The 21,596-nt window shown below is 39.4% G+C and carries 23 protein-coding genes; 3 read left to right on the top strand and 20 right to left on the bottom strand.

Features of this window, described 5'->3' with window-relative positions:
* Position 1 precedes the first annotated feature (1 nt).
* Positions 2-970 carry a tryptophan--tRNA ligase gene (trpS, locus tag ACZ5L8_RS13660; protein WP_464438244.1) on the top strand — a complete coding sequence of 323 codons (969 nt, stop codon included), beginning with the start codon at positions 2-4 and terminating at the stop codon, positions 968-970.
* Here trpS and dprA read toward each other — a convergent pair.
* Positions 967-2,067, bottom strand: a complete 1,101-nt coding sequence (gene dprA / locus ACZ5L8_RS13655) for a DNA-processing protein DprA (RefSeq protein WP_464438243.1) — start codon at positions 2,065-2,067, stop codon at positions 967-969. The two genes, trpS and dprA, sit on opposite strands and share 4 nt — an antisense overlap.
* A gap of 94 nt (positions 2,068-2,161) precedes the next feature.
* On the opposite strand from dprA, the gene ACZ5L8_RS13650 reads away from it, so the two are divergent.
* Together ACZ5L8_RS13650 and ACZ5L8_RS13645 are read left to right on the top strand one after the other, a co-directional pair.
* Positions 2,162-3,097 (top strand): HU domain-containing protein, encoded by a 936-nt coding sequence (locus ACZ5L8_RS13650; protein ID WP_464438242.1) that lies wholly within the window; start codon positions 2,162-2,164, stop codon positions 3,095-3,097.
* Positions 3,098-3,168: 71 nt separating this feature from the next.
* The gene (locus ACZ5L8_RS13645; protein WP_462600098.1) at positions 3,169-3,684 is read left to right on the top strand and encodes an acyl-CoA thioesterase; all 516 of its coding nucleotides are present in this window, start codon (positions 3,169-3,171) and stop codon (positions 3,682-3,684) included.
* Between the two features lie 2 nt (positions 3,685-3,686).
* Here the strand turns inward: ACZ5L8_RS13645 and ACZ5L8_RS13640 are convergent, their stop codons facing one another.
* From ACZ5L8_RS13640 to ACZ5L8_RS13550, 19 genes are all read right to left on the bottom strand, one after another.
* The gene (locus ACZ5L8_RS13640) at positions 3,687-4,916 is read right to left on the bottom strand and encodes a murein hydrolase activator EnvC family protein (protein ID WP_464438241.1); all 1,230 of its coding nucleotides are present in this window, start codon (positions 4,914-4,916) and stop codon (positions 3,687-3,689) included.
* Positions 4,917-4,918: 2 nt separating this feature from the next.
* Positions 4,919-5,686, bottom strand: a complete 768-nt coding sequence (gene lolB1, locus ACZ5L8_RS13635; protein WP_464438240.1) for a lipoprotein insertase outer membrane protein LolB1 — start codon at positions 5,684-5,686, stop codon at positions 4,919-4,921.
* A complete protein-coding gene (locus tag ACZ5L8_RS13630) occupies positions 5,687-7,030 on the bottom strand; it encodes a tetratricopeptide repeat protein (RefSeq protein WP_464438239.1) in 1,344 nt (447 codons plus the stop codon).
* A 7-nt stretch (positions 7,031-7,037) separates the two neighbouring features.
* Entirely contained in the window at positions 7,038-8,051 is a 1,014-nt protein-coding gene (locus ACZ5L8_RS13625) for a sugar nucleotidyltransferase (protein ID WP_464438238.1), read from the bottom strand.
* A gap of 42 nt (positions 8,052-8,093) precedes the next feature.
* Positions 8,094-8,528 carry a dUTP diphosphatase gene (gene dut, locus ACZ5L8_RS13620; RefSeq protein WP_464438237.1) on the bottom strand — a complete coding sequence of 145 codons (435 nt, stop codon included), beginning with the start codon at positions 8,526-8,528 and terminating at the stop codon, positions 8,094-8,096.
* Position 8,529: 1 nt separating this feature from the next.
* Positions 8,530-9,963, bottom strand: a complete 1,434-nt coding sequence (locus tag ACZ5L8_RS13615) for an oligosaccharide flippase family protein (protein WP_464438236.1) — start codon at positions 9,961-9,963, stop codon at positions 8,530-8,532.
* A gap of 91 nt (positions 9,964-10,054) precedes the next feature.
* Positions 10,055-10,480 (bottom strand): hypothetical protein, encoded by a 426-nt coding sequence (locus ACZ5L8_RS13610; RefSeq protein WP_464438235.1) that lies wholly within the window; start codon positions 10,478-10,480, stop codon positions 10,055-10,057.
* A 111-nt stretch (positions 10,481-10,591) separates the two neighbouring features.
* On the bottom strand, positions 10,592-11,467 hold the full coding sequence (atpG, locus tag ACZ5L8_RS13605; protein ID WP_464438234.1) for an ATP synthase F1 subunit gamma: 876 nt from the start codon (positions 11,465-11,467) through the stop codon (positions 10,592-10,594).
* Positions 11,468-11,516: 49 nt separating this feature from the next.
* Positions 11,517-13,091: a F0F1 ATP synthase subunit alpha gene (atpA, locus tag ACZ5L8_RS13600; protein ID WP_462600107.1), complete on the bottom strand. Its 1,575-nt coding sequence runs from the start codon at positions 13,089-13,091 to the stop codon at positions 11,517-11,519.
* 39 nt (positions 13,092-13,130) lie between these two features.
* Positions 13,131-13,667 (bottom strand): ATP synthase F1 subunit delta, encoded by a 537-nt coding sequence (gene atpH / locus ACZ5L8_RS13595; RefSeq protein WP_464438233.1) that lies wholly within the window; start codon positions 13,665-13,667, stop codon positions 13,131-13,133.
* A 9-nt stretch (positions 13,668-13,676) separates the two neighbouring features.
* The gene (locus ACZ5L8_RS13590) at positions 13,677-14,177 is read right to left on the bottom strand and encodes a F0F1 ATP synthase subunit B (RefSeq protein ID WP_464438232.1); all 501 of its coding nucleotides are present in this window, start codon (positions 14,175-14,177) and stop codon (positions 13,677-13,679) included.
* 77 nt (positions 14,178-14,254) lie between these two features.
* On the bottom strand, positions 14,255-14,446 hold the full coding sequence (atpE, locus tag ACZ5L8_RS13585) for an ATP synthase F0 subunit C (protein ID WP_459210286.1): 192 nt from the start codon (positions 14,444-14,446) through the stop codon (positions 14,255-14,257).
* 17 nt (positions 14,447-14,463) lie between these two features.
* A complete protein-coding gene (atpB, locus tag ACZ5L8_RS13580; RefSeq protein ID WP_464438231.1) occupies positions 14,464-15,651 on the bottom strand; it encodes a F0F1 ATP synthase subunit A in 1,188 nt (395 codons plus the stop codon).
* A 90-nt stretch (positions 15,652-15,741) separates the two neighbouring features.
* On the bottom strand, positions 15,742-16,140 hold the full coding sequence (locus ACZ5L8_RS13575; RefSeq protein ID WP_464438230.1) for a DUF6168 family protein: 399 nt from the start codon (positions 16,138-16,140) through the stop codon (positions 15,742-15,744).
* Positions 16,137-16,352: an AtpZ/AtpI family protein gene (locus ACZ5L8_RS13570; RefSeq protein ID WP_464438229.1), complete on the bottom strand. Its 216-nt coding sequence runs from the start codon at positions 16,350-16,352 to the stop codon at positions 16,137-16,139. The genes ACZ5L8_RS13575 and ACZ5L8_RS13570 overlap by 4 nt, the downstream gene beginning before the upstream one ends.
* Positions 16,321-16,725, bottom strand: coding sequence for a bactofilin family protein (locus ACZ5L8_RS13565; RefSeq protein WP_464438228.1), 405 nt, complete (start codon positions 16,723-16,725; stop codon positions 16,321-16,323). The genes ACZ5L8_RS13570 and ACZ5L8_RS13565 overlap by 32 nt, the downstream gene beginning before the upstream one ends.
* A gap of 3 nt (positions 16,726-16,728) precedes the next feature.
* Positions 16,729-19,254: a type IX secretion system periplasmic lipoprotein PorW/SprE gene (gene porW / locus ACZ5L8_RS13560; RefSeq protein ID WP_464438227.1), complete on the bottom strand. Its 2,526-nt coding sequence runs from the start codon at positions 19,252-19,254 to the stop codon at positions 16,729-16,731.
* A gap of 112 nt (positions 19,255-19,366) precedes the next feature.
* Complete coding sequence (locus ACZ5L8_RS13555) at positions 19,367-20,089, bottom strand: ABC transporter ATP-binding protein (RefSeq protein WP_464438226.1); 723 nt, start codon at positions 20,087-20,089, stop codon at positions 19,367-19,369.
* Positions 20,090-20,093: 4 nt separating this feature from the next.
* Positions 20,094-21,563, bottom strand: coding sequence for a DUF5687 family protein (locus ACZ5L8_RS13550; RefSeq protein WP_464438225.1), 1,470 nt, complete (start codon positions 21,561-21,563; stop codon positions 20,094-20,096).
* Between the last annotated feature and the right edge of the window lie 33 nt (positions 21,564-21,596).

Raw genomic sequence — 21,596 nt, 5'->3', positions numbered from 1 at the left:
AATGTCAAGAATACTTACCGGCGTACAAAGTACAGGAACTCCACATTTAGGAAACCTACTAGGCGCTATTATACCTGCGATAAAAATGGCTAACGAGCCAGAAAACGAATCTTTTCTTTTCATCGCAGATATGCACTCACTTACCCAGATCAAAAACGGGGAAGAGCTAAGACAAAACACGTATAGCACAGCAGCCGTATGGCTTGCTTGCGGGCTTGACATTAGTAAAACAGTTTTTTATCGTCAAAGCGATATTCCACAAGTTACAGAATTGACTTGGTATTTAAGCTGTTTTTTCCCGTATCAACGCTTAACGCTTGCGCATAGTTTTAAGGATAAAGCAGACAGGCTAGAGGATGTAAACTCAGGTTTGTTCACATATCCTATGCTTATGGCAGCAGATATCTTGCTTTATGATGCAGAGATCGTTCCTGTGGGTAAAGACCAAGCGCAACATATAGAAATGACCAGAGATGTGGCCTCTAGATTTCATGCGCAAATGGGAGAGACTTTTGTGATCCCAGAGGTTAAGCATAATGAAGAAACAATGTACATTCCTGGTACAGATGGCGCAAAAATGAGCAAGAGTAAAGGAAATACCATCAATATTTTCTTAACAGATAAACAATTGCGCAAGCAGATCATGAGCATCCAGACAGATAGCACACCGCTAGAAGAGCCTAAGGATCCGGATGTTTGCAACGTCTTTACGCTGTATAAGTTTGTCGCTTCCGCGGAAGAGCTTGCAGAAATGCGCAAAAACTATGAGCAAGGTGGTTATGGTTATGGCCATGCAAAAACTGCGCTTTATGATAAGATCAGAGAAAAGTTTGAAAAAGAGCGCGCGTTGTACAATGAGTACATGGCAGATCTTAGCAAGATAGATGAAGCTCTAGCAGTAGGAGCAGAGAAGGCTAGTGCCGTGGCAAATGATGTGCTTCAAAGAGTGCGTGTAAAAGTGGGTTATTAAACTAACTCAAACATTCTGCCGGGTAACGGTCGTATAACACCTTTAAGTTCCATGTTGAGTAAAACACTTGCTACTTTAAAAATAGGCAAGCCACAACCTCTTGCGATAAAGTCTAGTTGATCTTTCTCATTTTCTTTAAGGTAATTATAGATCTTGCGTTCATCATCGTCAAGTTCAACAAAGAGTAGTTTTTGTACAGATTTAGCAGGTTTGTCAACATCCCAGCCCAAAATATACACAAGATCTGCCGCGGAAGTAAGCAGATTTGCTTTTGTGGCTTTTATAAGATTATTACAGCCTAGACTCAGTTGATCATTGGGTCGCCCAGGAACTGCAAAAACATCTCTGTTGTAAGAATTAGCAAAATCTGCTGTTACAAGGCTTCCTCCTTTTGCAGCACTTTCAATCACGATTGTGGCTTCACTTATGCCAGCGATAATACGGTTGCGTTGTAAGAAGTTCTTTCGGTCAAACTTGTCACTACTCCAGAAGTCTGTCATAATCCCGCCATTTGCTTCTACATCTTTAAGGTATTTTTTGTGAGTCTTAGGATAGATCTGATTTAAACCATGAGCAACAACCCCCACGGTTTGTAAACCATGCGCCACAGCCGCAGTGTGAGCAGCGATATCAACACCATACGCAAACCCCGAAATGATCACAGGATCAAGCGGAGCAAGATCTTCAATGAGTTTGTTTGTAAAATGCACACCATGAGAAGTTACTTTTCTTGTGCCTACAATAGAGATTACTTTGCGATCTTTAAGATCGATCTTTCCTCTAGAGAATAGTAAAACTGGCGCATCTACACATTTTTTTAAATGATTAGGATAATGGCCATCTGTAAATGCGGCGCATTCAATATTGTTTTCTCTTATGAAGTTGAGTTCTTTTTCAGCTTCTATTTTATGCTCGTCGTTGTAAAACTCTTTGATCCTAATTTCTCCAATACCTTCTATTTCCATAAGATCACGCTTTTTTTGCTTTAAAACCTCTTGTGCAGTTTCAAAGCGAGCGAGCAATCTTTTGATCATAACATCACCCAGATTCGGGACGTGTTGTAGTGTGAGTAGGGCATGCAGTTCGGCGTTATTCATAATCTAAGTAATTGTATATAAATATATTAGAAATTGTTAATAAATAGAAAATACTTTGGCGTAAGCCGCATTACATTTTTTATATTTTTATGTTATGCAACTAGACAATTACATCAGCGACTTATTATATAGATATGAGTGCGTTACCGTTCCGGGATTTGGCGCATTTTTAGCTCAGCGCGTTTCTGCTAGGCTAGATGAGAACCTTCAGGTGTTTTTTCCGCCTAAGAAGAAGCTTTCTTTTAATAGTCATATAAAGGAGAATGATGGTCTTCTTGCAAACTACATTTCGTCGTCAGAGCAAATCACTTATCCTGATGCGCTTAAAGAGATCGAGAAGTTCACACAGATCGTGCTTTACAAAATAGAGCAGGAGGGAAGCTATACTTTTAATAAGATAGGTGCGCTTTCGCGAAATGAAAACGGAGTTCTTCTATTTGAACCAGAAGAAAACGTAAACTTCTTAACGCAATCCTTCGGGCTTGCCTCTTATGCTGCAAAACCAGTAGCAAGAGAAGAATACAAAAAACAAGTTGCTACGCTTGAAGAAAAAGCGCCTATTTCTATCACTCCAGAAAGAAAAGGTTCGCCGCTATGGGTGCGTTATGCAGCCGTTGGGATGCTTGCAATAGGCATCGCGGGTATGTTAGGCTATAAGCACGTTAAGGGCATTGAGAGTCACAATTTCGCTGCAAAGCAAGAAGCCGAGTCTAAACTGGAGCAAAAGATCCAGAATGCAACCTTTATAATTGACAATCCATTTCCTGCGGTTGAGGTTAATGCTTTTAAACCAAAAGGTAAATACCACGTTGTTGCTGGAGCTTTTAGAGTAGAAGAAAATGCTGAAAAGCGTGTTGAAGAACTTAGAGAAAAAGGCTTTAAAGCGCGCAACATTGGCGAGAACCGTTACGGTTTACATCAAGTGGTTTATGGCAGTTATGAAGATAAATCAGAAGCTGTGCAAGAACTACGCGACGTGCGTAAAAATGAAAATACAGCAGCCTGGATGCTAGTTCAGGAAATAGAATAATTCTTCTTTTACATTTTTGTTAGCTTCATAAGTTAAATAGGATTGTTAATTTTGCAGTCCTAAAATCGCCTATGGAAGCTAAAACCCCAAAAGAATCACGCGCAGTACAAACAGATCTTGTATTGCCTAACGAGACAAACCCGCTAAACAATATGTTTGGTGGAGAATTGCTAGCGCGTATGGATCGTGTTGCAAGTATCGCTGCACGTCGTCACTCTCGCCGTCTTACCGTTACTGCATCTGTAAATCACGTGGCATTTAACAAAGCGATTCCGCTGGGAAGTGTGGTGACTGTAGAAGCTTCGATCACACGTGCATTTAGAACCTCTATGGAAGTTTATCTGGATGTCTGGATAGAAGATCGTGAGAGCGGTCAAAAAACAAAAGCAAACGAAGCGATCTATACCTTTGTTGCCGTTGATGAAACCGCAGTTCCTGTAGAGATCCCTGCGATCAAACCAGAAACAGAACTTGAGATCTCAAGATATGAAGCTGCCTTACGGCGAAAACAACTTAGCCTTGTGCTAGCCGGTAAAATGGATGCACAAGACGCAACTGAGTTAAAAGCGCTTTTCTTTAAAGAGTAAGCTTACATATTAAAAACCCAATCTGCTGGGTTTTGACGTTCAGCGTCTTTAAACACAAGGAATTTTAAGATCGTTTTTCCATTAAAAGGATTCACGGCAACTTCGCCTATTTCCTGTTTGATGGAAACATCTTGTCCTACTTTTACTTTTAGACTTTTTAGGTTTTGATAAACAGTAAGATAATTACCGTGGCGAATTAGCACTGCATAACCACCACCTTTTATCACTTGTATTTGAAAAACAGTACCATTAAAAGCAGCTCTTGCCATGCTGCCAGGATCTGTTTGTATTTCAACGCCACTGTTATAAGTGGTAATATTTGGTAGCGTAGGGTGTCTACTGGTTCCAAATTTCTTTATAACAGTTCCTGTTTCAACGGGCCAAGGTAATTTTCCTTTGTTTGAAATAAAGTTAGTCGCAAGTGCTTTTGCCTCTGGTGTTAGCGCAAAAGTTTTCATGTTCTCGATCTCTTTATTACCGCCGCTCACTTTTTTGTTAGAAGCTGCAATTGCCTCACGAATTAACTTATCAATTTCCTTATCGATCTTATCTGCTTCGCGTTGTTTATCTCTTATTTGAGAAGCATACGTAGACTCTTTTCCACGTATGATCTCCATAAGTTTATCTTGCTGCTCTTTTTCGGTCTTAAGCTTTTCGCGGGCAACGCGATTCTCTGCGATGAGTTTTTCTTTATCCTTCTTTTGATCCAGTAATTTTCTGTTTGTCTCTTGCAGTAATATGGTGCGATCTTTAATATCTTCTCCTTGCTCTTTGCGATAATCGCTGTACTGTTTCATGTACTGTATGCGCTTGTATGCCTGCAAGAAATTCTCTGACGAAAGCAAGAACATTATACGACTCTGGCTACTTTTACTTTTATACGATTTGCGCACCATCGCGGCATAATCTTCCTTAAGTTTTTCAAGCTCTTTGCGCAGCGAGGAGATCTTATTTGTATTCTCGTTAATATCCTGCGTAAGTAAGTTAACTTGACTATTAGTTACCTTTATCAGATTTTCGCGCACAGCGATCTTACTATTAAGATCTTCTACTTGATTAAGAACATTTTTCTCCTCTTTTTTATTGGTTTGACGCAGCTTATTAATACGCTCTATTTGCGAGATCAGTTCTCTGCGCTTTTGCTCTAATTGTTGCTTACGGTCAAACTGAGCTTGAGCGCAAAAATTAGCTGCAAATAATAAAAAGGTAACTATGTAAAAGGTTCTCTTCAAGCCTATAATTTTATTTCTTCATATCCATCAGGAATGGAAAATGGAAAACTCACATTCACGTTTATATCAACGTTTCTGTACTCAATGTCAATTTCTGTGATCTCTGATGCTTCTCTCGCTTTAAGCGAAATAGTATTTGGCAAAAGGCCTTGTTCATAAGCAGTGAAATCACCGTACAAAACCATGAGTTCGCGATTTTCTTGGTCTTGTTTTATGCGTTGTTGCTCTAGCGTAAACTCTCCAGCTTTAATAAAGAAAAACAGATCAAAAAGTGCCTGTTGCTTCTTTGGTTCTATTTTATACTTGGCGCCTTCAGCGGTGGCGAGGTATTGACCGTTTCTAAGATCATATATCGGCTCTCCTAGCAATAAAGACTGTACCTGCTCAAAGTTTAATGAAGTGCCTAGAAACTCGCTTAAAAGGGCGAAATCACCATCAAAGTATGTTCCACCTATTGATTCGTAATACTGCACACGGTTAGGAGTTATTTTGGCTTTAGCCAAAGTGATACCCAGCAAAGAACCGCTTAACCAAATGGTCTTGTCTTTTTCCATTCTTAAATTAAGCGTCACATTCTGCGATTTGTCTGGCCCTTTGTAGCGCACTTTAAGTCGGCTGGCTAAGGTTTCAAAATCAAAATGCGTGGCATAACTCGCTTTTATTACTTTGGCTGTAGCCAAATCTTCTGCCGAAGAAACACCCGTTTTTGTGGTTTTACAACCGGTTAAAAACAAAGCACAAAGTATGTATGGAAAAAAATTCTTCATCATTTATTGGGTAAGTTGGCTTGCTTTTTTCTTGTAATCTGCCGCCTTTGTAGCGTCTCCTTTTAATTCATAAGCACGAGCCAACTGATTATAAAAATCAGCCTGCATTTTATTGTTCTCAATGACAAAATCTACGCCCATCTCTAGATAGTCTATAGCTTCATCAGGTTTTTGCAAACCATTGTACGCCACACCCGCTGAAAGATAAAAAAGCGGTTGCGCCGGGAATAAGATCATGGCTTCTTCGCTAATTTCTGCAGCTTTATTAAAATCTTGAACATCTAGTAATAACAACGCCAGATTCTTAAGAACGGTAGGATCTGTGCTGTTATTTTTATAAGCGTCTAGATAGACTTCTAGCGCTTTAGACTTGTCGTTTTTCTTGAGGTAAAATTCAGCTAGTTCTGAGTTGAGGTTAAGATCTTCTTTTTCTTGAAAAAGACTAATTGCATTTTCTAACTCAGTTTCATACTCAGGATTTTTCTCTGTAAACAGTAAAAAATCGTTGAGAAGAGAATGCTTTGTCTCTGGCTCAATAGACTCGCTTTTTAAAACCTTCTGCATAGAAGCGATCGCTTTATCTACAGCGCCGCTCTCAAGATTAAATTTATAAAGTGCAATGTGCACCGCTTCAGAATTAGGGTTGAGCTTGAGCAATTGCTGTGCAGTTTCGTAAGCTTTCTGCGTTTCTCCCTCGGCAGAATATACATAGATCAATTTTAAAAAATCCTGTTCGTTAGGATTTTTCGCTATACGCGAAAGCAAATCTTTCTCAAGCAAACCATCTTCGCTCTGTGTATAGATCTGGTCGCGTATCATATTGCGATAAGCATCTTTACCCAACTTTTCATCTAGTTCATCAAGTAAAGAAAGTGCTTTCTCAAATTTGCGCGTACGCACATAAATGCGCGCCATATCTTCTTTATACTGCAGATCAAATTTTGCTAATTGCGAAAGTACATTAAGCGCTTTTTCAAAATCTTGTTGCGCATAATACACTTCATACAGACTTTCAAGAATATCTTCTTGATTAGGTTTTAGCTCAAGCGCTTTGAGATAGCTTTGTTCAGCTTCTAGGGTTTGACCCAAAGATGCTAGATTCTTACCTTTTTCAAAATATAGAATAGATTCTTTTGGTTTGATCTTTATGCACTTGTCTAACGCTGTGATGGCAAGCTCATAATTCTCGATGCCTTTTTGCTTTAAAGCTTCAAAAAACAGTTCCTGGAATTCGTCAGAGACATTGCCTAGATCGTCAACATTTACATCCTGCAAGACATTATCTTCCTGTGCAACGCCTTTTGGCGAAAGCCATATCAAAAAGAAAATTGCTAGCAGTATGCGCATAAAGGTTCTATTCTAAAACGGAGTAATCTCCTATGCTAATTTCGGTAAAATTACCATCAAATTTTGCGTAATTACCTATCATCGCATTCTTTAACTTTGCGTTTAGAATCACGCTTTTATTTTGAATCAAACTGTGCTCTACAGTTGAATCTTTAATGACAGTTTCACGCCCCACAGAAACATAAGGTCCCACGGTACTGTTTGTAATTACTGCGCCTGGCGCAATGTAACACGGTGGGATGATAGATGCATTCTCAAGCTTAGCTTCTTTAGAAACCAATGTTTCTTCGCCTTCATTCTTTAAGAAATCTAGCATGCGGCCGTTAGTTTCTACAGTTACATTTTTGTTCCCGCAGTCCATCCACTCATCGATCTGGCCGGGTTTAAAGATGTAATCTTTTGCCATCATTTGCTTTATACCGTCGTTGATCTGGTACTCGCCAACGTGGGTAAGATTTGCGTCAAGAACGGCTTGCAATTCATTTTTAAGAACGGCAGCATCTTTAAAATAATAGATCCCTATCACGGCAAGATCAGTTACAAACTCTTTGGGTTTTTCAACTAATCCTGTGATGTTGTTCTTCTCGTTAAGCGATACCACGCCATACGCGCTAGGATTTTCTACTTGTTTTACCCAAAGAACACCATCTGCTTCTTTGTCTAACTGAAAATCTGCTCTAAAAAGCGTATCTGCATATGCGATCACACAAGGACCTTCTAGAGAATCGTGTGCACACATGATCGCATGACCTGTGCCTAGCGGTTTGTCTTGGTAATAAATACTTCCTTTTGCGTTTAAGTCTTTGGCTATAGCCAAAAGATCTTTCTCAACTTGCTCACCAAAATCTTCACCGATCACAAAAGCAACTTCCTCAATGGGTTCTTCAAGAACTTTTGCGATATCCTGTACAAGACGTTGCACAATGGGTTTTCCCGCAATAGGAATAAGCGGTTTAGGAACGGTTAAGGTATGGGGGCGAAGTCGCGAACCACGACCTGCCATTGGGACAATAATTCTCATATGTTTACTTTTCGCGAAAGCGAAAATGAATTTAATTCTACTTTATTTTGTGCCGGTACTGCCAAAGCCGCCAGCACCACGACTGGTATCGCTCAGCACTTCAACTTCTTCCCACTGGGCTTGCTCGTGCTTAGCGATCACAAGTTGGGCAACACGCTCACCACTCTCTACAGTAAACGGCTCGTTGCTTAGGTTTACAAGAATAACGCCAATATCGCCGCGATAGTCTGCATCAACGGTTCCAGGAGCGTTAAGAACGGTAATTCCTTTTTTTGCAGCCAGACCACTACGCGGGCGCACCTGCGCTTCATAACCCACAGGAAGTTCAATAAAAAGTCCCGTTGGGATTATTGCGCGCTCAAGTGGTTTAAGCACTACAGGTTCGTCAATATTCGCTCTTAGGTCAACACCTGCAGAAGCCACAGTTTCGTATTGCGGCAATGGGTGTTTTGACTTATTAATTATCTTGATTTTCATATTATAAATTTCTCTTTAAAATAGCTTTAAGCTCTTGCCTTTCGGCGAAAAATACGATGCCTGCAAAGCTAAGAAGCAAAACGGCACTTACCACATAATTTCCGCGGAAGCGATAAAAGGAAACACCAGCAATTGCAACAGCCATGAATAGATACAGTAAAATGCGTTTAAGATCGTATGGGATGGCATAATATTTCTTGCCATAGAGGTAAGAAATTAACATCATAAAACCGTAAGCTACGAGCGTGGCGTAAGCAGAAGCCATAAACCCGATCACCGGAATAAAAACAACATTAAGTATAATGGTTAGTATCGCACCAATAATCGAGAAGTACATTCCGTAACTCGTTTTGTCTGTGAGCTTGTACCAAACGGCAAGATTGTGATAAATTCCCAGGCAAAGATTAGCCAGAAGAACAACAGGCACAATTTCTAGCGCCTTCCAGTACGATGGATTTTTAATGAGCATTTCTTTAAACGGATCGATAAACGCAACGATGATGATCAGTCCGCCGGCACCAACGATCACAAAATACTTCATGATCGTAGCATAGGTGATCGGTGCGTTTTTATTTTTTGCATGATTAAAGAAAAACGGTTCTGCGCCTAATCTAAACGCCTGGATGAAAATGGTCATAAAAACGGCCAACTTATAACATCCAGAATACGCGCCCATGATATCTTTATCAAGCATATTGCCTATAAGAAGTTTGTCTAAATTTTCGTTCACAACAAATGCAAGACCAGCAACCATCACAGGCCAGCCGTACTTCCATAATTGCCCGAAAATTGCTTTATCAAAGGTGAGTTTTACTTTGAAGAATTCTGGTAGTAGGACAAGCAGTGTAAACAAACTCGCAGCTGCGTTTGCGATAAAAATGTATTGTACAAGATCTAAAGGATCATAAAAGTCAAATTCCCAACCGAACTTGGGTATCGCCCACAAGAAGAAAAAATTCAGTAATACGTAGATCGCAAGGTTCACTAATTTTACGCCGGCGAACTTTAATGCCTTTCCACGCGCTCTTAAATACGCAAATGGGGCAACTACAAGCGTGTCTAGTAAAACCACTGCAAAAAGCCACCAGAAGTATTTAACGGGAAGCTCAAGCCCATCAACAATGGGATCTTTAAGTAAAGCAAGAAGCGCGGCACAAAACAGGGTAGTGGTCGTTAGCGCGATCAAAACCGTACTGTACACGCGTGATTTGTTTTCGCTCTTAGCGAAAAATCTAAAAAACGCAGTCTCCATCCCGTAAGTGAGCAAAATATTGAGAAACGCGGCACCCACATAAAACGAAGTGTTCACAGCGTAGCCGTCAGTAGGCAAAGCGTCTGTATGAAGCCCCAGCAAAATAATGTTCATAATGCGTGGCAAAACCGTTGCCAGCCCATAAACGGCAGTATCTTTTACAAAACGCTTGAGTGTGCTCAAAAAAGTGGTGAATTTAGCTTCAAAATTAAGGTTTTTAACTCAGCCTTTGCGTTATGAAGTTGTTGAGGTCTTATGGCTTTCGCCAAAAGTTCTATTCCCGTGTGATTTCATCAATAATGTAGTACCATTCTTTGCCAGATTCATTGTACACGAGAAGCGCTTGCGTGGCATTTATTCCTACCGGCGATTCCTCAGGAAGCTGCGGAATTGTATTTTGTGACTCGGCACTCATATCGTTTGAAAGTATGATGTCACTAGGTTTGATAATGAATTCTGCGATATATTTTCCTTCTTTTTCTACGATGGCACATTTTCTTTTGTTGTAATACAGGGCTAGAAGTTCAACATCTTCTGGCATTTCTGTAACATCGAGATGTACCATGATTTTGGTTTGATCACCTTTGGCGAAAGCCTTATTAATTTTAAATGGCGGCTCTTTAACAAGCTGATCATGACTTGCACAAGCGGTAAAAATACTCGCCAAGAAGATCGAAAGGAGAAAGACTTTATTTTTCATCGCAGGATGTTTTTATAAAGATAACGTGGGCGATGATCAAAAATTTAGAATAAAAGCATAAAAAATCCCACGCATTTGCGTGGGATTCTATAATTGTAAGACTTTAAGATCTTATCCGTTAAGCGCTTCTGCACCACCTACGATCTCTAGGATCTCGTTTGTAATTGCAGCTTGACGGGCTTTGTTATACGTTAATGTTAACTGATCTTTAAGCTCTTTTGCGTTATCTGTTGCTTTGTGCATCGCTGTCATACGCGCACCATGCTCACTAGCTACAGAATCTCTAATTCCTTTAAAGAATTGTGTTTTAAGCGCCTTAGGTATAAGTTGCTTAACGATCTCTTCTTTAGAAGGCTCAAAAATGTAATCTACATTTTTAGGAGTTTCTGCATCTTCAAATTGCTCTTTTAAAGGAACGATAGGTAAAAATTGTTCTCTTGTAACAATTTGAGTAGCTGCGTTTTTAAACTTATTGTAAATAAGATCTACTTGATCGTATTGACCTTCGCTAAAAAGTTGCATTGCCTTTTCTGCAATAACCTCTACATTTTCAAATGTAAGATCATCGTATACTGCGTTCTCATTTTGAATTACAGTATAGGTTTTCTTTAAAAGGTCGTCTGCTTTTTTACCAATGGTTAGGAAATGCACTTCTTTACCAGCATAAGTTACTTCTGCTAGTTTCTTTGCTTCTTTAACGATGTTACTGTTAAATGCTCCTGCAAGACCACGGTTAGACGAGATCGCAACTACAAGTACCTTTTTAACCTCACGGTTTTCAGCATACTGACTACCGCTGTCTCCTTCCAGAGTAGCGCTAAGGCTTTGTAGCAACTCGGTCAACTTATCCGAATATGGTCGCATAGCAGTGATGGCATCTTGGGCTTTTTTAAGCTTTGCAGCAGAAACCATTTTCATGGCACTGGTGATCTGCATGGTAGAGCCCACAGACGAAATCCTGCTTCTTATTTCCTTTAAGTTTGCCATTCTAGTTAATTATGAGTGTATCAGAATCTTACTTGATCTAATTACTCAATTAATACTTCGCTGAAATATCTTTAGCTACAGCTGTTAAAGTATCTGTTACTTCTTCAGTAAGCTTACCTGCTTTAAGCGTGTCAAGAACGTCTCTGTGCTTAGCATTTAAGAACTCAATATAGTTGTTCTCAAATTCTTTTACTTTATCTACAGGTACATTTCTTAGCAAGTTCTTAGATCCTGCGTAGATGATAGCGATTTGCTCTTCTACTGGATAAGGATCGTTTTGTGCTTGCTTAAGGATCTCTACGTTACGCTTACCTTTTTCAATTACGTTCATAGTAGCAGCGTCAAGATCAGAACCAAATTTGGCAAAAGCCTCAAGTTCACGATACTGAGCTTGGTCTAGTTTTAGTGTACCAGCTACTTTTTTCATTGATTTGATCTGTGCAGATCCACCCACACGAGATACAGAGATACCTACGTTAATTGCAGGACGTACACCAGAGTTGAAAAGATCAGACTCTAAGAAGATCTGCCCATCTGTAATAGAAATTACGTTAGTAGGGATATATGCAGAAACGTCACCCGCCTGAGTCTCGATAATAGGAAGTGCAGTTAAAGAACCACCACCTTTTACGATAGGCTTAAGACTTTCTGGCAAGTCATTCATTTCTTTTGCGATATCGTCATCAGCGATCACTTTTGCAGCACGCTCAAGAAGACGTGAGTGCAAGAAGAAAACGTCACCAGGATATGCCTCACGGCCTGGAGGACGACGAAGAAGTAATGATACCTCACGGTAAGCAACTGCTTGCTTAGAAAGGTCATCATAAATAATAAGTGCAGGACGACCAGTATCACGGAAGTACTCACCTATTGCAGCTCCTGCGAATGGAGCATATACCTGCATAGGAGCAGGATCTGATGCGTTTGCAGCAACGATAGTTGTGTAAGCAAGAGCACCTTTTTCTTCAAGGGTCTTTGCTATACCAGCTACAGTAGAAGCCTTCTGGCCTACAGCAACGTAGATACAGTAAACAGGCTCACCTGCATCATAAAATTCTTTCTGGTTAATGATGGTATCGATACAAACTGTTGTTTTACCAGTTTGACGGTCACCGATCACAAGCTCACGCTGTCCACGACCTACAGGGATCATGGCATCGATAGACTTAATACCAGTTTGTAATGGCTCGTTTACCGGCTGACGATAGATTACCCCAGGAGCTTTGCGCTCTAGTGGCATTTCATAAAGCTCACCTTCTAATGGTCCTTTACCATCTATAGGGTTACCTAGTGTGTCAACAACACGACCTACGATACCTTCACCTACTTTTACAGATGCGATACGTTGTGTACGTTTTACTGTTGCTCCTTCAGTAACGTGCTTTGATGGGCCTAGAAGTACAACACCTACGTTGTCTTCTTCAAGGTTAAGAACGATACCTTCAAGACCACCTTCAAATTCTACAAGCTCACCATACTGAGCGTTAGATAGTCCATATACACGGGCTATACCATCACCCACGGTCAATACGGTTCCTACTTCGTTTAATGAAGCTGATGCCTCAAAACCGGTAAGTTGTTTTTTTAGGATTGCCGAAACTTCAGCTGGTTTAACTTCTGCCATTTTATTTAAATATATTTTGGGCGAAAGCCCTATAACTAGTTATATACTTTTGCTTAATTTTTGTTCTACCTTCTCGAGTTGACTTGCAATACTTGCATCATATTGAATATCGCCAACGGTTAGGATAAATCCTCCTAAGATAGCTGGATCAATGGTATGTTCAAGTTTTGCTTTGCTGGTTTTAGCCAGTTCTTCAACCTTTGCAAGGATTTTGTCTTCAAGACTTTTTGTTAGCTCTACGGCAGTAGTCACTTTTGCAACTACAATACCTTGGCTCTCGTTATACATCTCAATATAACTTTGAGCTGTTTTATCAAGAATAGCTGCTCTTTTGTTTGCTACAAGAACATCTATAAGATTAAGAGTTTCTTGAGAAGCGCCGCTAAAAACCTGATGTAAAGCTTGACGTTTATCTTCATCCTTAATTACAGGACTTTTAAGAGCAACGCGCAATTCTTTGCTAGACTCTAATGTTGCAACTACTGCTCTCATGTCATGATACACCGCTTCTTGCTTATCGCTTTGTGTGGCGTTAGCGAGTACGGCTTTTGCATATCTTACTGCTGCTCTAGACATAATAGTAGATTAGTTTAAAGTTGCGTCGTTAAGCATTTTATCAACAAGCTGGTGTTGCTTTTCTTTGTCAGAAAGCTCAGCTTTGATCACTTTTTCTGCAATCTCTACAGAAAGTTCAGCTACTTTACCCTTAAGTTCAGCTACTGCAGCACGTTTTTCTTGCTCGATAGCTTCTTGTGCTTGAGTGATAATTTTATTTGCTTGCGATTTTGCTTCAGCTTCTGCGTCAGCGATCATTTTAGTTTTCATCTCGCGAGCATCTTTAAGCATTGCTTCACGCTCTGCTCTTGCTTCTTGTAATGCCTTCTCGTTATCTGCTTTAAGATTTTGCATCTCAAGACGTGCTTTGTCTGCAGCATCTAAAGCATCTTGAATACCTTGCTCACGCTCATTAAGAGAGTTAAGGATAGGTTTCCAAGCAAATTTCTTCATCAATAAGATGAGAATAATCAAGACAACAGCTTGCATTATAAACAAGCCAGGAGAAAAATCATTTAATAACTGATCCATCTTTGTATTTAATGTTTTAAATAAAACAACTCCTGTAACCAACCGTTACAGGAATTGCTTAGTTGTTTAAGATTGAATTAACCTTGACCTAAGATCAACGCACCGAAAGCAAGACCTTCTAAAAGTGCACCGATGATAATCATCGCAGTTTGAATCTTACCAGCTGCTTCTGGTTGACGAGCGATACCTTCCATCGCTTTACCACCAATCTGACCTAGTCCGATACCACCACCGATAACGATTAATCCAGCTCCAATTAAATTGTACATAACAATTGATTTAAAAATTAAACAAAACTTTCTCTTACATCCTCTACATCATCGATCTCATTGCCATCAGCATCGTGTTCATGGTGATGATCGTGTTCTGCAACCGCCATCCCAATAAATAAAGCTGAAAGCATTGTGAAGATAAATGCCTGTAAGAATGCAACTAATAATTCTATAAGCGAGATAAATAAGGTAAGTACAAGAGAAAGTCCTGTAGAACCAACTGCGCCAAATTGTTCTTTCATAGTGATCGTCAAAGCGATCAATCCCATTACTACTACGTGACCCGCAGTGATGTTTGCAAAAAGTCGAATAAGCAGCGAAAAAGGTTTTGTAAGTATTCCTAATATTTCAATAGGAATCAACATAATTTTCATAACCACTGGTACATCTGGCATCCAGAAAATGTGTTTCCAGTAATCTTTATTACCGCTAAATTGAACGATAAAGAATGTGAATAATGCTAAACAAACAGTAACTGCAATTTGTCCTGTGATATTAAATCCAAATGGAGTCATACCTAATAGGTTTGAAACCCAGATAAAGAAGAATACAGTAAGCAAGAAGCTCATGTATTTACGGTATTTTTTCTCTCCGATGTTTGGACGAGCGATTTCGTCTCTTACGTAGATCACTAATGGTTCTAGTGCACGACCAAAACCTTTAGGAATACTGCGTTTTTTATATTGCTTTCCTAGGCCACCAAACCAGAAAATAAGAAGAAGACCTATTATAAGCATACCAAAGACACTCTTAGTAATAGAAAGATCTAAAGGAGTATGCGCATTTGCAGGATGATGGTGCTCATCCATAACAACTTCTTCAGCACCTTCTTCTAACTCATATATCTTATCATGAAGATTTACAAAGCGGCTGCCACCAGCTTCTACGATCACTTCACCGTTAGTATCATGGTGAAATTTAGAAGACATAAAAGCAACAGGACCATTGCTTGACCATACAATTACAGGAAGAGCAAAACCAATGCTGTGGCGCTCACCAGCATCATCAGTATAAGAAAAAAGGTGAAAGTCGTGAGAATCTTTCAAGTGGTGATTTTGATAATCTGTGATCTCCTCTTGAGTATTAATACGTCCTTCGTCATTAGCTTCCGCTACACTATGCTCTTGAGCTGATAGAAGCGTTCCAGAGAATAGAAAGCCTATAATGGCTAGAAAATGAATGGGTAAAGCAGATATTTTCATTATGGTTTTTTAAAAAAACAGGCTTGCTGAAATTTGGTGCAAAACTAATAATTTTATTCACAACTGCACCCTTTTTATTACAAAATAGATTTAAGGTTGCTTTTTTAAGATTTTGACCATCACAGCTACTTCATAAATAAGGAAGAGCGCTATGGGTATCAGCATACTAAGTCTTTCCGTACGGCTGTAGATGTTTTCAGAGAAAAGATATTCTTTAAAAACCGCTGATAGTAGAACGATTTTAACAAGAATGGCTCCTAAAAAAAATAATCCTAATTTGTTGAAAAGTTCTGGCATCGTCTCATGAAGAGCGATAAAACTCAATGAAATTATTAAACAGGCAATCGCACAAAAAATATAGAAATTCGCTAAAGTAAAAGGAAGATCAATATTTAATTGAGAAAGTATGAATTGATGCAGGAAGTAAGCAACAACTGCAATGATCACAATTAAAATTGAAGTTGTAATGAGGCGTTTTGTAAGATTCATTTGTCAAGATCTTTCACCGCTTTTATTACAGAATACATAGAGACAAAAACGGCAATAAGTGTAATAGTAGTTTCTAAAAAAGTAAGTGCGAATTTTTCATCAAGCCACGCGCCTAGAAGATTGCCCAAAAATATTGTGGCACCCATTTGTATGGCGATGGTTGAAAATTTTGCCCAGGTCTTAAGCTGGTTGTTTGGCTTTTTCTCCTTCATTTTCTCCCGCTTTTTTCATCGTCACATTGCCCATTTCGCATGAAGCGTTAAAAACAGCTCCCGGCTCTACAGATAATTTTTTAGTTTGCACTTCACCCTCAATAACCGCAGAAGATTTTAAAGTCAACAAGCCAGAAACAAAAAGTTTACCCGTAAACTTCCCCTCAATATCTGCATCAGGACAATTTAAAACACCATTGATCGCGCCGGCTTTTCCTATCACGACTTTACCTTTTACAGTAATATTTCCTTCTATCGTGCCGTCTAGACGCAAACCGTCAGCAGAAGTAATATCGCCTACGATTTTAGAACCTTCGCTTATGCGGTTTTGTTTGTGACCAGGATCAATGCCTATTGCTCTGTCTTTTTTCATGAATTAATTTGTTAGCTCATTAAGATATGCATCCCAATTCTTGTGGATTTGCACAACTCTATAATTAGCAGATGTAATGGTTGCAGGGAGATATTCCCATTTAAGTTCTTTGTCTGTTTTTAGCCTTTCGGCGAAAGCCATAGCGCCATTCTTGCTTTCAAAACCGTGAATGACGATCAAAGTGTTGTTCTTGTTGTAGCTGTCTAACGAAGCAAAATAACTACTGTAATTGTTACTAGCGATAAAGCCGTTGATGCGTTCTAGATCTGCATTTAAAGTGTCTGCGTTAGCGTCAAAGGTGTAAACTAACTTCCAATTCTTTGCAGCTGTAGAAGGATCAAAAGTGCTATCAGCAAGTTGTGGCAGCACGTCGTCTACCATTTTTTGTGCTTTTTTACCTTCGGCAGAGTTGGGATAGGTTAACGCAACATAATTCAATGCCTTTTCAAAAGCTTCATAACCTTCAAATCTTCCCAGCGCATTTGCCTTTAGCAACTCAAACTTGGGAACAAAAGGATCACCAGCAAATTGATCAATGTACACATCGCTCTGCGAGATTACTGCAGCATAATTCTCTTTTTCAAATTCGCGGTAGAGCGTGTTATAAATCGCTTCAGGACTGTTCTGGTCGCGTTCTAGATGTGCGTCAGGATTTTTAATGATCTCTGCATATCTACTTTCAGCATAGTTTGCAAGTATGTCTTGCTTGTATTTTTCGGCTTGCGCCAAATCGCCTTCTTCACTATAAATTTGATACAAATTATATTTCGCCGGAAGGATCAATCGCTCCTGCGGTTGCTGTTGTAAAAGAGATTCTAATCGCTGTGCGGCAAGGCTGTTTTCTCTAAACTTCTCTTTGTAGATCAAGCCCAATTGATAGTATGCAAAATTGCGATCTTGGGCTAAGCTGTCTAGCAAATTTTGATCTGATGGAATATTTGAAAGATACGTCGCCACATCATATCGCGCATCACCGGCAAGGCTTTGCGAATTTTGAGGAGCATTGATCGTGCCGCTTATCTGCGTATTTAAAGATGCCGAAATTCTCCAGTTGTCTTCAAGTGCGCGGTTGCCCCATCTTCTTTCAAAGTCAAGTTTTCCTTGTGCTACAAGCGCAGGATCATAAAAATAAAAGTTACCTCCAGGAGCTGGCGGTGTTAAGGTGTTTTGTGGTTTAAAGAACTGATTGTTGGTGATGGTTCCTTTGGCTTTAGCCAAACTATCTTGAACATCTTTTTCTTTAAGTTGTGTGATGTATTCTGTAAAATACGCCTCACGCTCAGCGTCTGTCATTCCCGAAAGTCGCAAAATGCTATCGTTGCGCTGCGCTGTGGTTTCATATAAGATCACATCGTTAAGATTCTCTCTCTTTTTTGTGATCAATCTTTTTTCGCGGCTGCGCTCCTGCATCACATTAAGTGTGCTGTCATAATAGGCACCTGCGGTTTGATATTCTGCATTGTTAAAAAAGATCTCGGCCAGACTGTTGTAGTTGCGAGAAACGAGCACTTTGTCTCTGGATTTCTTCTTTAATGATTTATTGTAAAAGGAGATCGCGCTATCTACATTTTCAGTTTTGAGATAGAACTCTGCCATCTGGTTGTAGATGAGATCAAGATATGGGCGATTTTCCCGATTTTTTTCAAGGTCCGTGAGTGTCTCGTAAAATGCGTTTTTATCTTCAGCCTCGTAGTTAAAGTTTCGCGCCTTAGCGATATATGCGTTTATCATGTATCGACGTGGCGATTTGCGATTAAGGTCTATGACTTTGTCGTAGCTGTCGTTGGCTAGACTGTATTCTCCAATAGCGTCATAAAGCTGGCCCTTGATAAAATAATAGCGGCCTTTTTCTTCATTTTTCTTGGTAAGTCTAGCGGCTTTGTCAATATAAACCAGAGCACTGTCTTTGCGATCTATGTTTAAATATGCTTGAGCAAGCATCGCTGAGGCGTCAGCATAATCTTGTGGTTTAAGCGCATCTTCTTCGTCAATAAGTTGATGAAGATTCTCTATCGCGACATTTTCATTAGAAAGTCTGATGTTAGTTTTCTCTTTCCAGACTTTCGCTTGAGCGATATTATTACTCGCAGGATAATAAGCAAGAATGTAGTTAAAGGCTTCTAGCGCACGTACAAACCGCTGATCGTAATAACGCGCTTTACCCAGCAGTAGGAATGCTTCATCCATTTGTGGATTCACTTCATTGCCTTTGATCTGCATGCTGTGCTTTTGTATCGCTTTTATCGCTTTTTCTTCAGCACGTTCAAAGTTGGGATCTTTGTTCTCTCCAGGAAGCGTTATTTCATTAAAAACCTCTAGACGTTCAATAGGTAAGATCTCCCAGAAGTTATCTTGATATGTTTGCACAAGTGCTTCTCTACCATCATCTAGTGCGACCTCGCCGTTATAGAGCGTGTTGTACTCTGCCGTTACTGCATGATAGTTACGGCTAAGCCAGTTGTCTTTCTTTCGGGAACACCCAAAAAACAAAACAACAGATAGAAAAAGTAAGAGTGATCTTTTTAGCAAACCATCTAGAAATTATACCTCTACAACTTTAAAGCTTACAAAATAGTATTGAAAGCTCGTAAAAATACATTTTCTTTTTAGGAATGCTAAAAATTAGGCGGTAAAGCCTGTGTTAAGCATCGGTTTCTACCACAACACTTTCTTTGCTGAAGTATTCTTCTAGCTCTTTAAGTGTAGCAGGAGATGTCATAATATCTTGAACAAGTTTACCTTTTTCTAGAACTACAATACGTTTACAAACTTCTGTAACGTGTATAAGATCGTGACTAGATACTAACACCGTTACATTAGGATCTGCAGCAAGATCTTTAATAATACCTTTAAGTCTGATCTGGGTAGTAGGATCTAGATTTGCAAAAGGCTCATCAAGCACGATCACATCAGGATTACCTATTAAAGTAGCAACGATACCAGCTTTCTTCTGGTTACCTTTAGAGAGGTCGCGCAGGTATTTCTTCTTGCCTAGAATTTCGTCATTAAAAAAGTCAGCAAAACCAGCAAGTAATTTATCTACATCTGCTTTGTTCTGGCCGCGCAACTCGCCTATAAAATAAAAGTATTCTTCTGGCGTGAGATATCCTATAAGGAAGGAGTCGTCAATAAAAGACGAAGTATGCATTTTCCAAGCTTCGCTTTCATTCACCTTTACACCGCCATTTTCAATATAGCCAGTTGTGGGCTGTATTAAATCTAGCAAACTGCTAAAGAGCGTTGTCTTACCCGCACCGTTGTTTCCTACAAGGCCAAATGACTGCCCACGCGGGATCTCAAGTTCTTCAATATCAAGAACAGTAACGCCGTTATATTTTTTAGATAGTGCATTTACTTTTATCATGATGCTAGTTTTTTTGTTTATAAGCGGCCACGGTTTTGTATTTCTCGGCCTTGTAAATATTTTCGATTTTCTTGAACATGTAGTCGCGTAGCGCGAAGCCACTAAGACCTACAATTGCAATAAGGATGTATCCAAAAGCTGGCCCCAATGTAAAATGACCTATAGCATAAAGCGCGATAGGAACAATAAGTTTTGGTATTGTGATCAGCAGTGTTTTTACATTAAAAGCAGACGTGTCACCAAAGGCTTTTTTATTACTCGTAAGATCAATAGGTGTTTTAATAAATGCTCCGCCCAGCAAAACCATGTGTCCATTTACACCCATGTTGTAAATACCACAAACAAAAACCGCAGCATACGCTTCCCAACCAAAAAAGATATAAAAAACGCCTAGCACTGTTAATGCGGCTGTAGCCAAAACAACAAGCAACCACTTAGAATACAAATATTCTCTATACTGAATGTTTTGCGTCATCATCAGCGGGTAATAGGAACTATCCCAACTAGGCACAAACTGACCAAAACTGAACATAAATCCGCCAGAAACAAATATCCCCGCAAAGATCTTCATAAAAGGAGTGTCGTAAACCTCAAGCGCGCCAGTAAAAAAGAGCATTCCATAAAAAAGAAAAACAATACTCATGATCACAGATGTGCGGCTTCTCTTATTTCTTTTGATCAGCTTGATGTCATTTTTAAGAAAGGTAGCGGTTTTACCAAAACGGTTCAGCCAATCTAGATTTTCTGTTTTTGCAATTTTGGCTTTCGCCGAAAGGCCAGCATCAAGATATAGATGTTTACTAAAGTAATTAAACGCCAGATAGATCATCGCGATAAGCACCACAACTGGGATCGCAAACCACCACGATACATCATAAAAATTCTGAAAGTACGGTTGTGTGATCTCTGTGATGTCAAAATATGCATAATACTGTAAAACCCCCAGCGTGCCCACGATCGCAATAGCGATCATCATGATAACTATCTTATTATTAAAGAAAACATTGATAAAATTGTTTACATAGATCATGCATAGCAAACCTAGATTCCAGCAAATCACGCCAACAGGATCATACCCTTTAGTGAGTAAAATAATACTGAAGGGAATAAAGAAAAACGCATGAATAATATTGAAGAAAGAAATTGCGGTTTTGCCCAGCGCATAACTCACGATCTTGTTTTTCTTAAAAGGTAACAACAGCAAAGGCTGTATATTAATAACAGGCATTTTTTGAAAGAAATACCTAAAAACCAGATCTACCACAAAATAATAGATCAAAAATTTATTAACCATCACCAGCGGATCGTACCCAGCCTTTTCTAAGCCAAAATACGCACCCATAGCCGTTAACACAAACATGCCCATGAAGTACAAAGCTCCTATGATCATGAAAATCTTTAAAACAAGATTAGTTTGAAACGATGCAGCTCTAGTAAAGCTTTTCCATTCAAGTTTTATAAAACGCTTGAGCATATGGTTGATTTTATGGTTTTTTGATCGTTGTTC

The sequence above is a fragment of the Leeuwenhoekiella obamensis genome, assembly GCF_055391795.1.
The sequence above is the reverse complement of the archived record's forward strand: the minus strand, read 5'-3'. Positions and strand labels throughout refer to the sequence as shown.

What these genes read in the sequence shown, in the direction of transcription:
- trpS (WP_464438244.1), top strand. Translation starts at nt 2, where the DNA reads ATGTCAAGAATACTTACCGGCGTACAAAGTACAGGAACTCCACATTTA.
- dprA (WP_464438243.1), bottom strand. Translation starts at nt 2,067, where the DNA reads ATGAATAACGCCGAACTGCATGCCCTACTCACACTACAACACGTCCCG.
- ACZ5L8_RS13650 (WP_464438242.1), top strand. Translation starts at nt 2,162, where the DNA reads ATGCAACTAGACAATTACATCAGCGACTTATTATATAGATATGAGTGC.
- ACZ5L8_RS13645 (WP_462600098.1), top strand. Translation starts at nt 3,169, where the DNA reads ATGGAAGCTAAAACCCCAAAAGAATCACGCGCAGTACAAACAGATCTT.
- lolB1 (WP_464438240.1), bottom strand. Translation starts at nt 5,686, where the DNA reads ATGATGAAGAATTTTTTTCCATACATACTTTGTGCTTTGTTTTTAACC.
- ACZ5L8_RS13630 (WP_464438239.1), bottom strand. Translation starts at nt 7,030, where the DNA reads ATGCGCATACTGCTAGCAATTTTCTTTTTGATATGGCTTTCGCCAAAA.
- ACZ5L8_RS13625 (WP_464438238.1), bottom strand. Translation starts at nt 8,051, where the DNA reads ATGAGAATTATTGTCCCAATGGCAGGTCGTGGTTCGCGACTTCGCCCC.
- dut (WP_464438237.1), bottom strand. Translation starts at nt 8,528, where the DNA reads ATGAAAATCAAGATAATTAATAAGTCAAAACACCCATTGCCGCAATAC.
- ACZ5L8_RS13610 (WP_464438235.1), bottom strand. Translation starts at nt 10,480, where the DNA reads ATGAAAAATAAAGTCTTTCTCCTTTCGATCTTCTTGGCGAGTATTTTT.
- atpG (WP_464438234.1), bottom strand. Translation starts at nt 11,467, where the DNA reads ATGGCAAACTTAAAGGAAATAAGAAGCAGGATTTCGTCTGTGGGCTCT.
- atpA (WP_462600107.1), bottom strand. Translation starts at nt 13,091, where the DNA reads ATGGCAGAAGTTAAACCAGCTGAAGTTTCGGCAATCCTAAAAAAACAA.
- atpH (WP_464438233.1), bottom strand. Translation starts at nt 13,667, where the DNA reads ATGTCTAGAGCAGCAGTAAGATATGCAAAAGCCGTACTCGCTAACGCC.
- ACZ5L8_RS13590 (WP_464438232.1), bottom strand. Translation starts at nt 14,177, where the DNA reads ATGGATCAGTTATTAAATGATTTTTCTCCTGGCTTGTTTATAATGCAA.
- atpE (WP_459210286.1), bottom strand. Translation starts at nt 14,446, where the DNA reads ATGTACAATTTAATTGGAGCTGGATTAATCGTTATCGGTGGTGGTATC.
- atpB (WP_464438231.1), bottom strand. Translation starts at nt 15,651, where the DNA reads ATGAAAATATCTGCTTTACCCATTCATTTTCTAGCCATTATAGGCTTT.
- ACZ5L8_RS13575 (WP_464438230.1), bottom strand. Translation starts at nt 16,140, where the DNA reads ATGAATCTTACAAAACGCCTCATTACAACTTCAATTTTAATTGTGATC.
- ACZ5L8_RS13570 (WP_464438229.1), bottom strand. Translation starts at nt 16,352, where the DNA reads ATGAAGGAGAAAAAGCCAAACAACCAGCTTAAGACCTGGGCAAAATTT.
- ACZ5L8_RS13565 (WP_464438228.1), bottom strand. Translation starts at nt 16,725, where the DNA reads ATGAAAAAAGACAGAGCAATAGGCATTGATCCTGGTCACAAACAAAAC.
- ACZ5L8_RS13555 (WP_464438226.1), bottom strand. Translation starts at nt 20,089, where the DNA reads ATGATAAAAGTAAATGCACTATCTAAAAAATATAACGGCGTTACTGTT.
- ACZ5L8_RS13550 (WP_464438225.1), bottom strand. Translation starts at nt 21,563, where the DNA reads ATGCTCAAGCGTTTTATAAAACTTGAATGGAAAAGCTTTACTAGAGCT.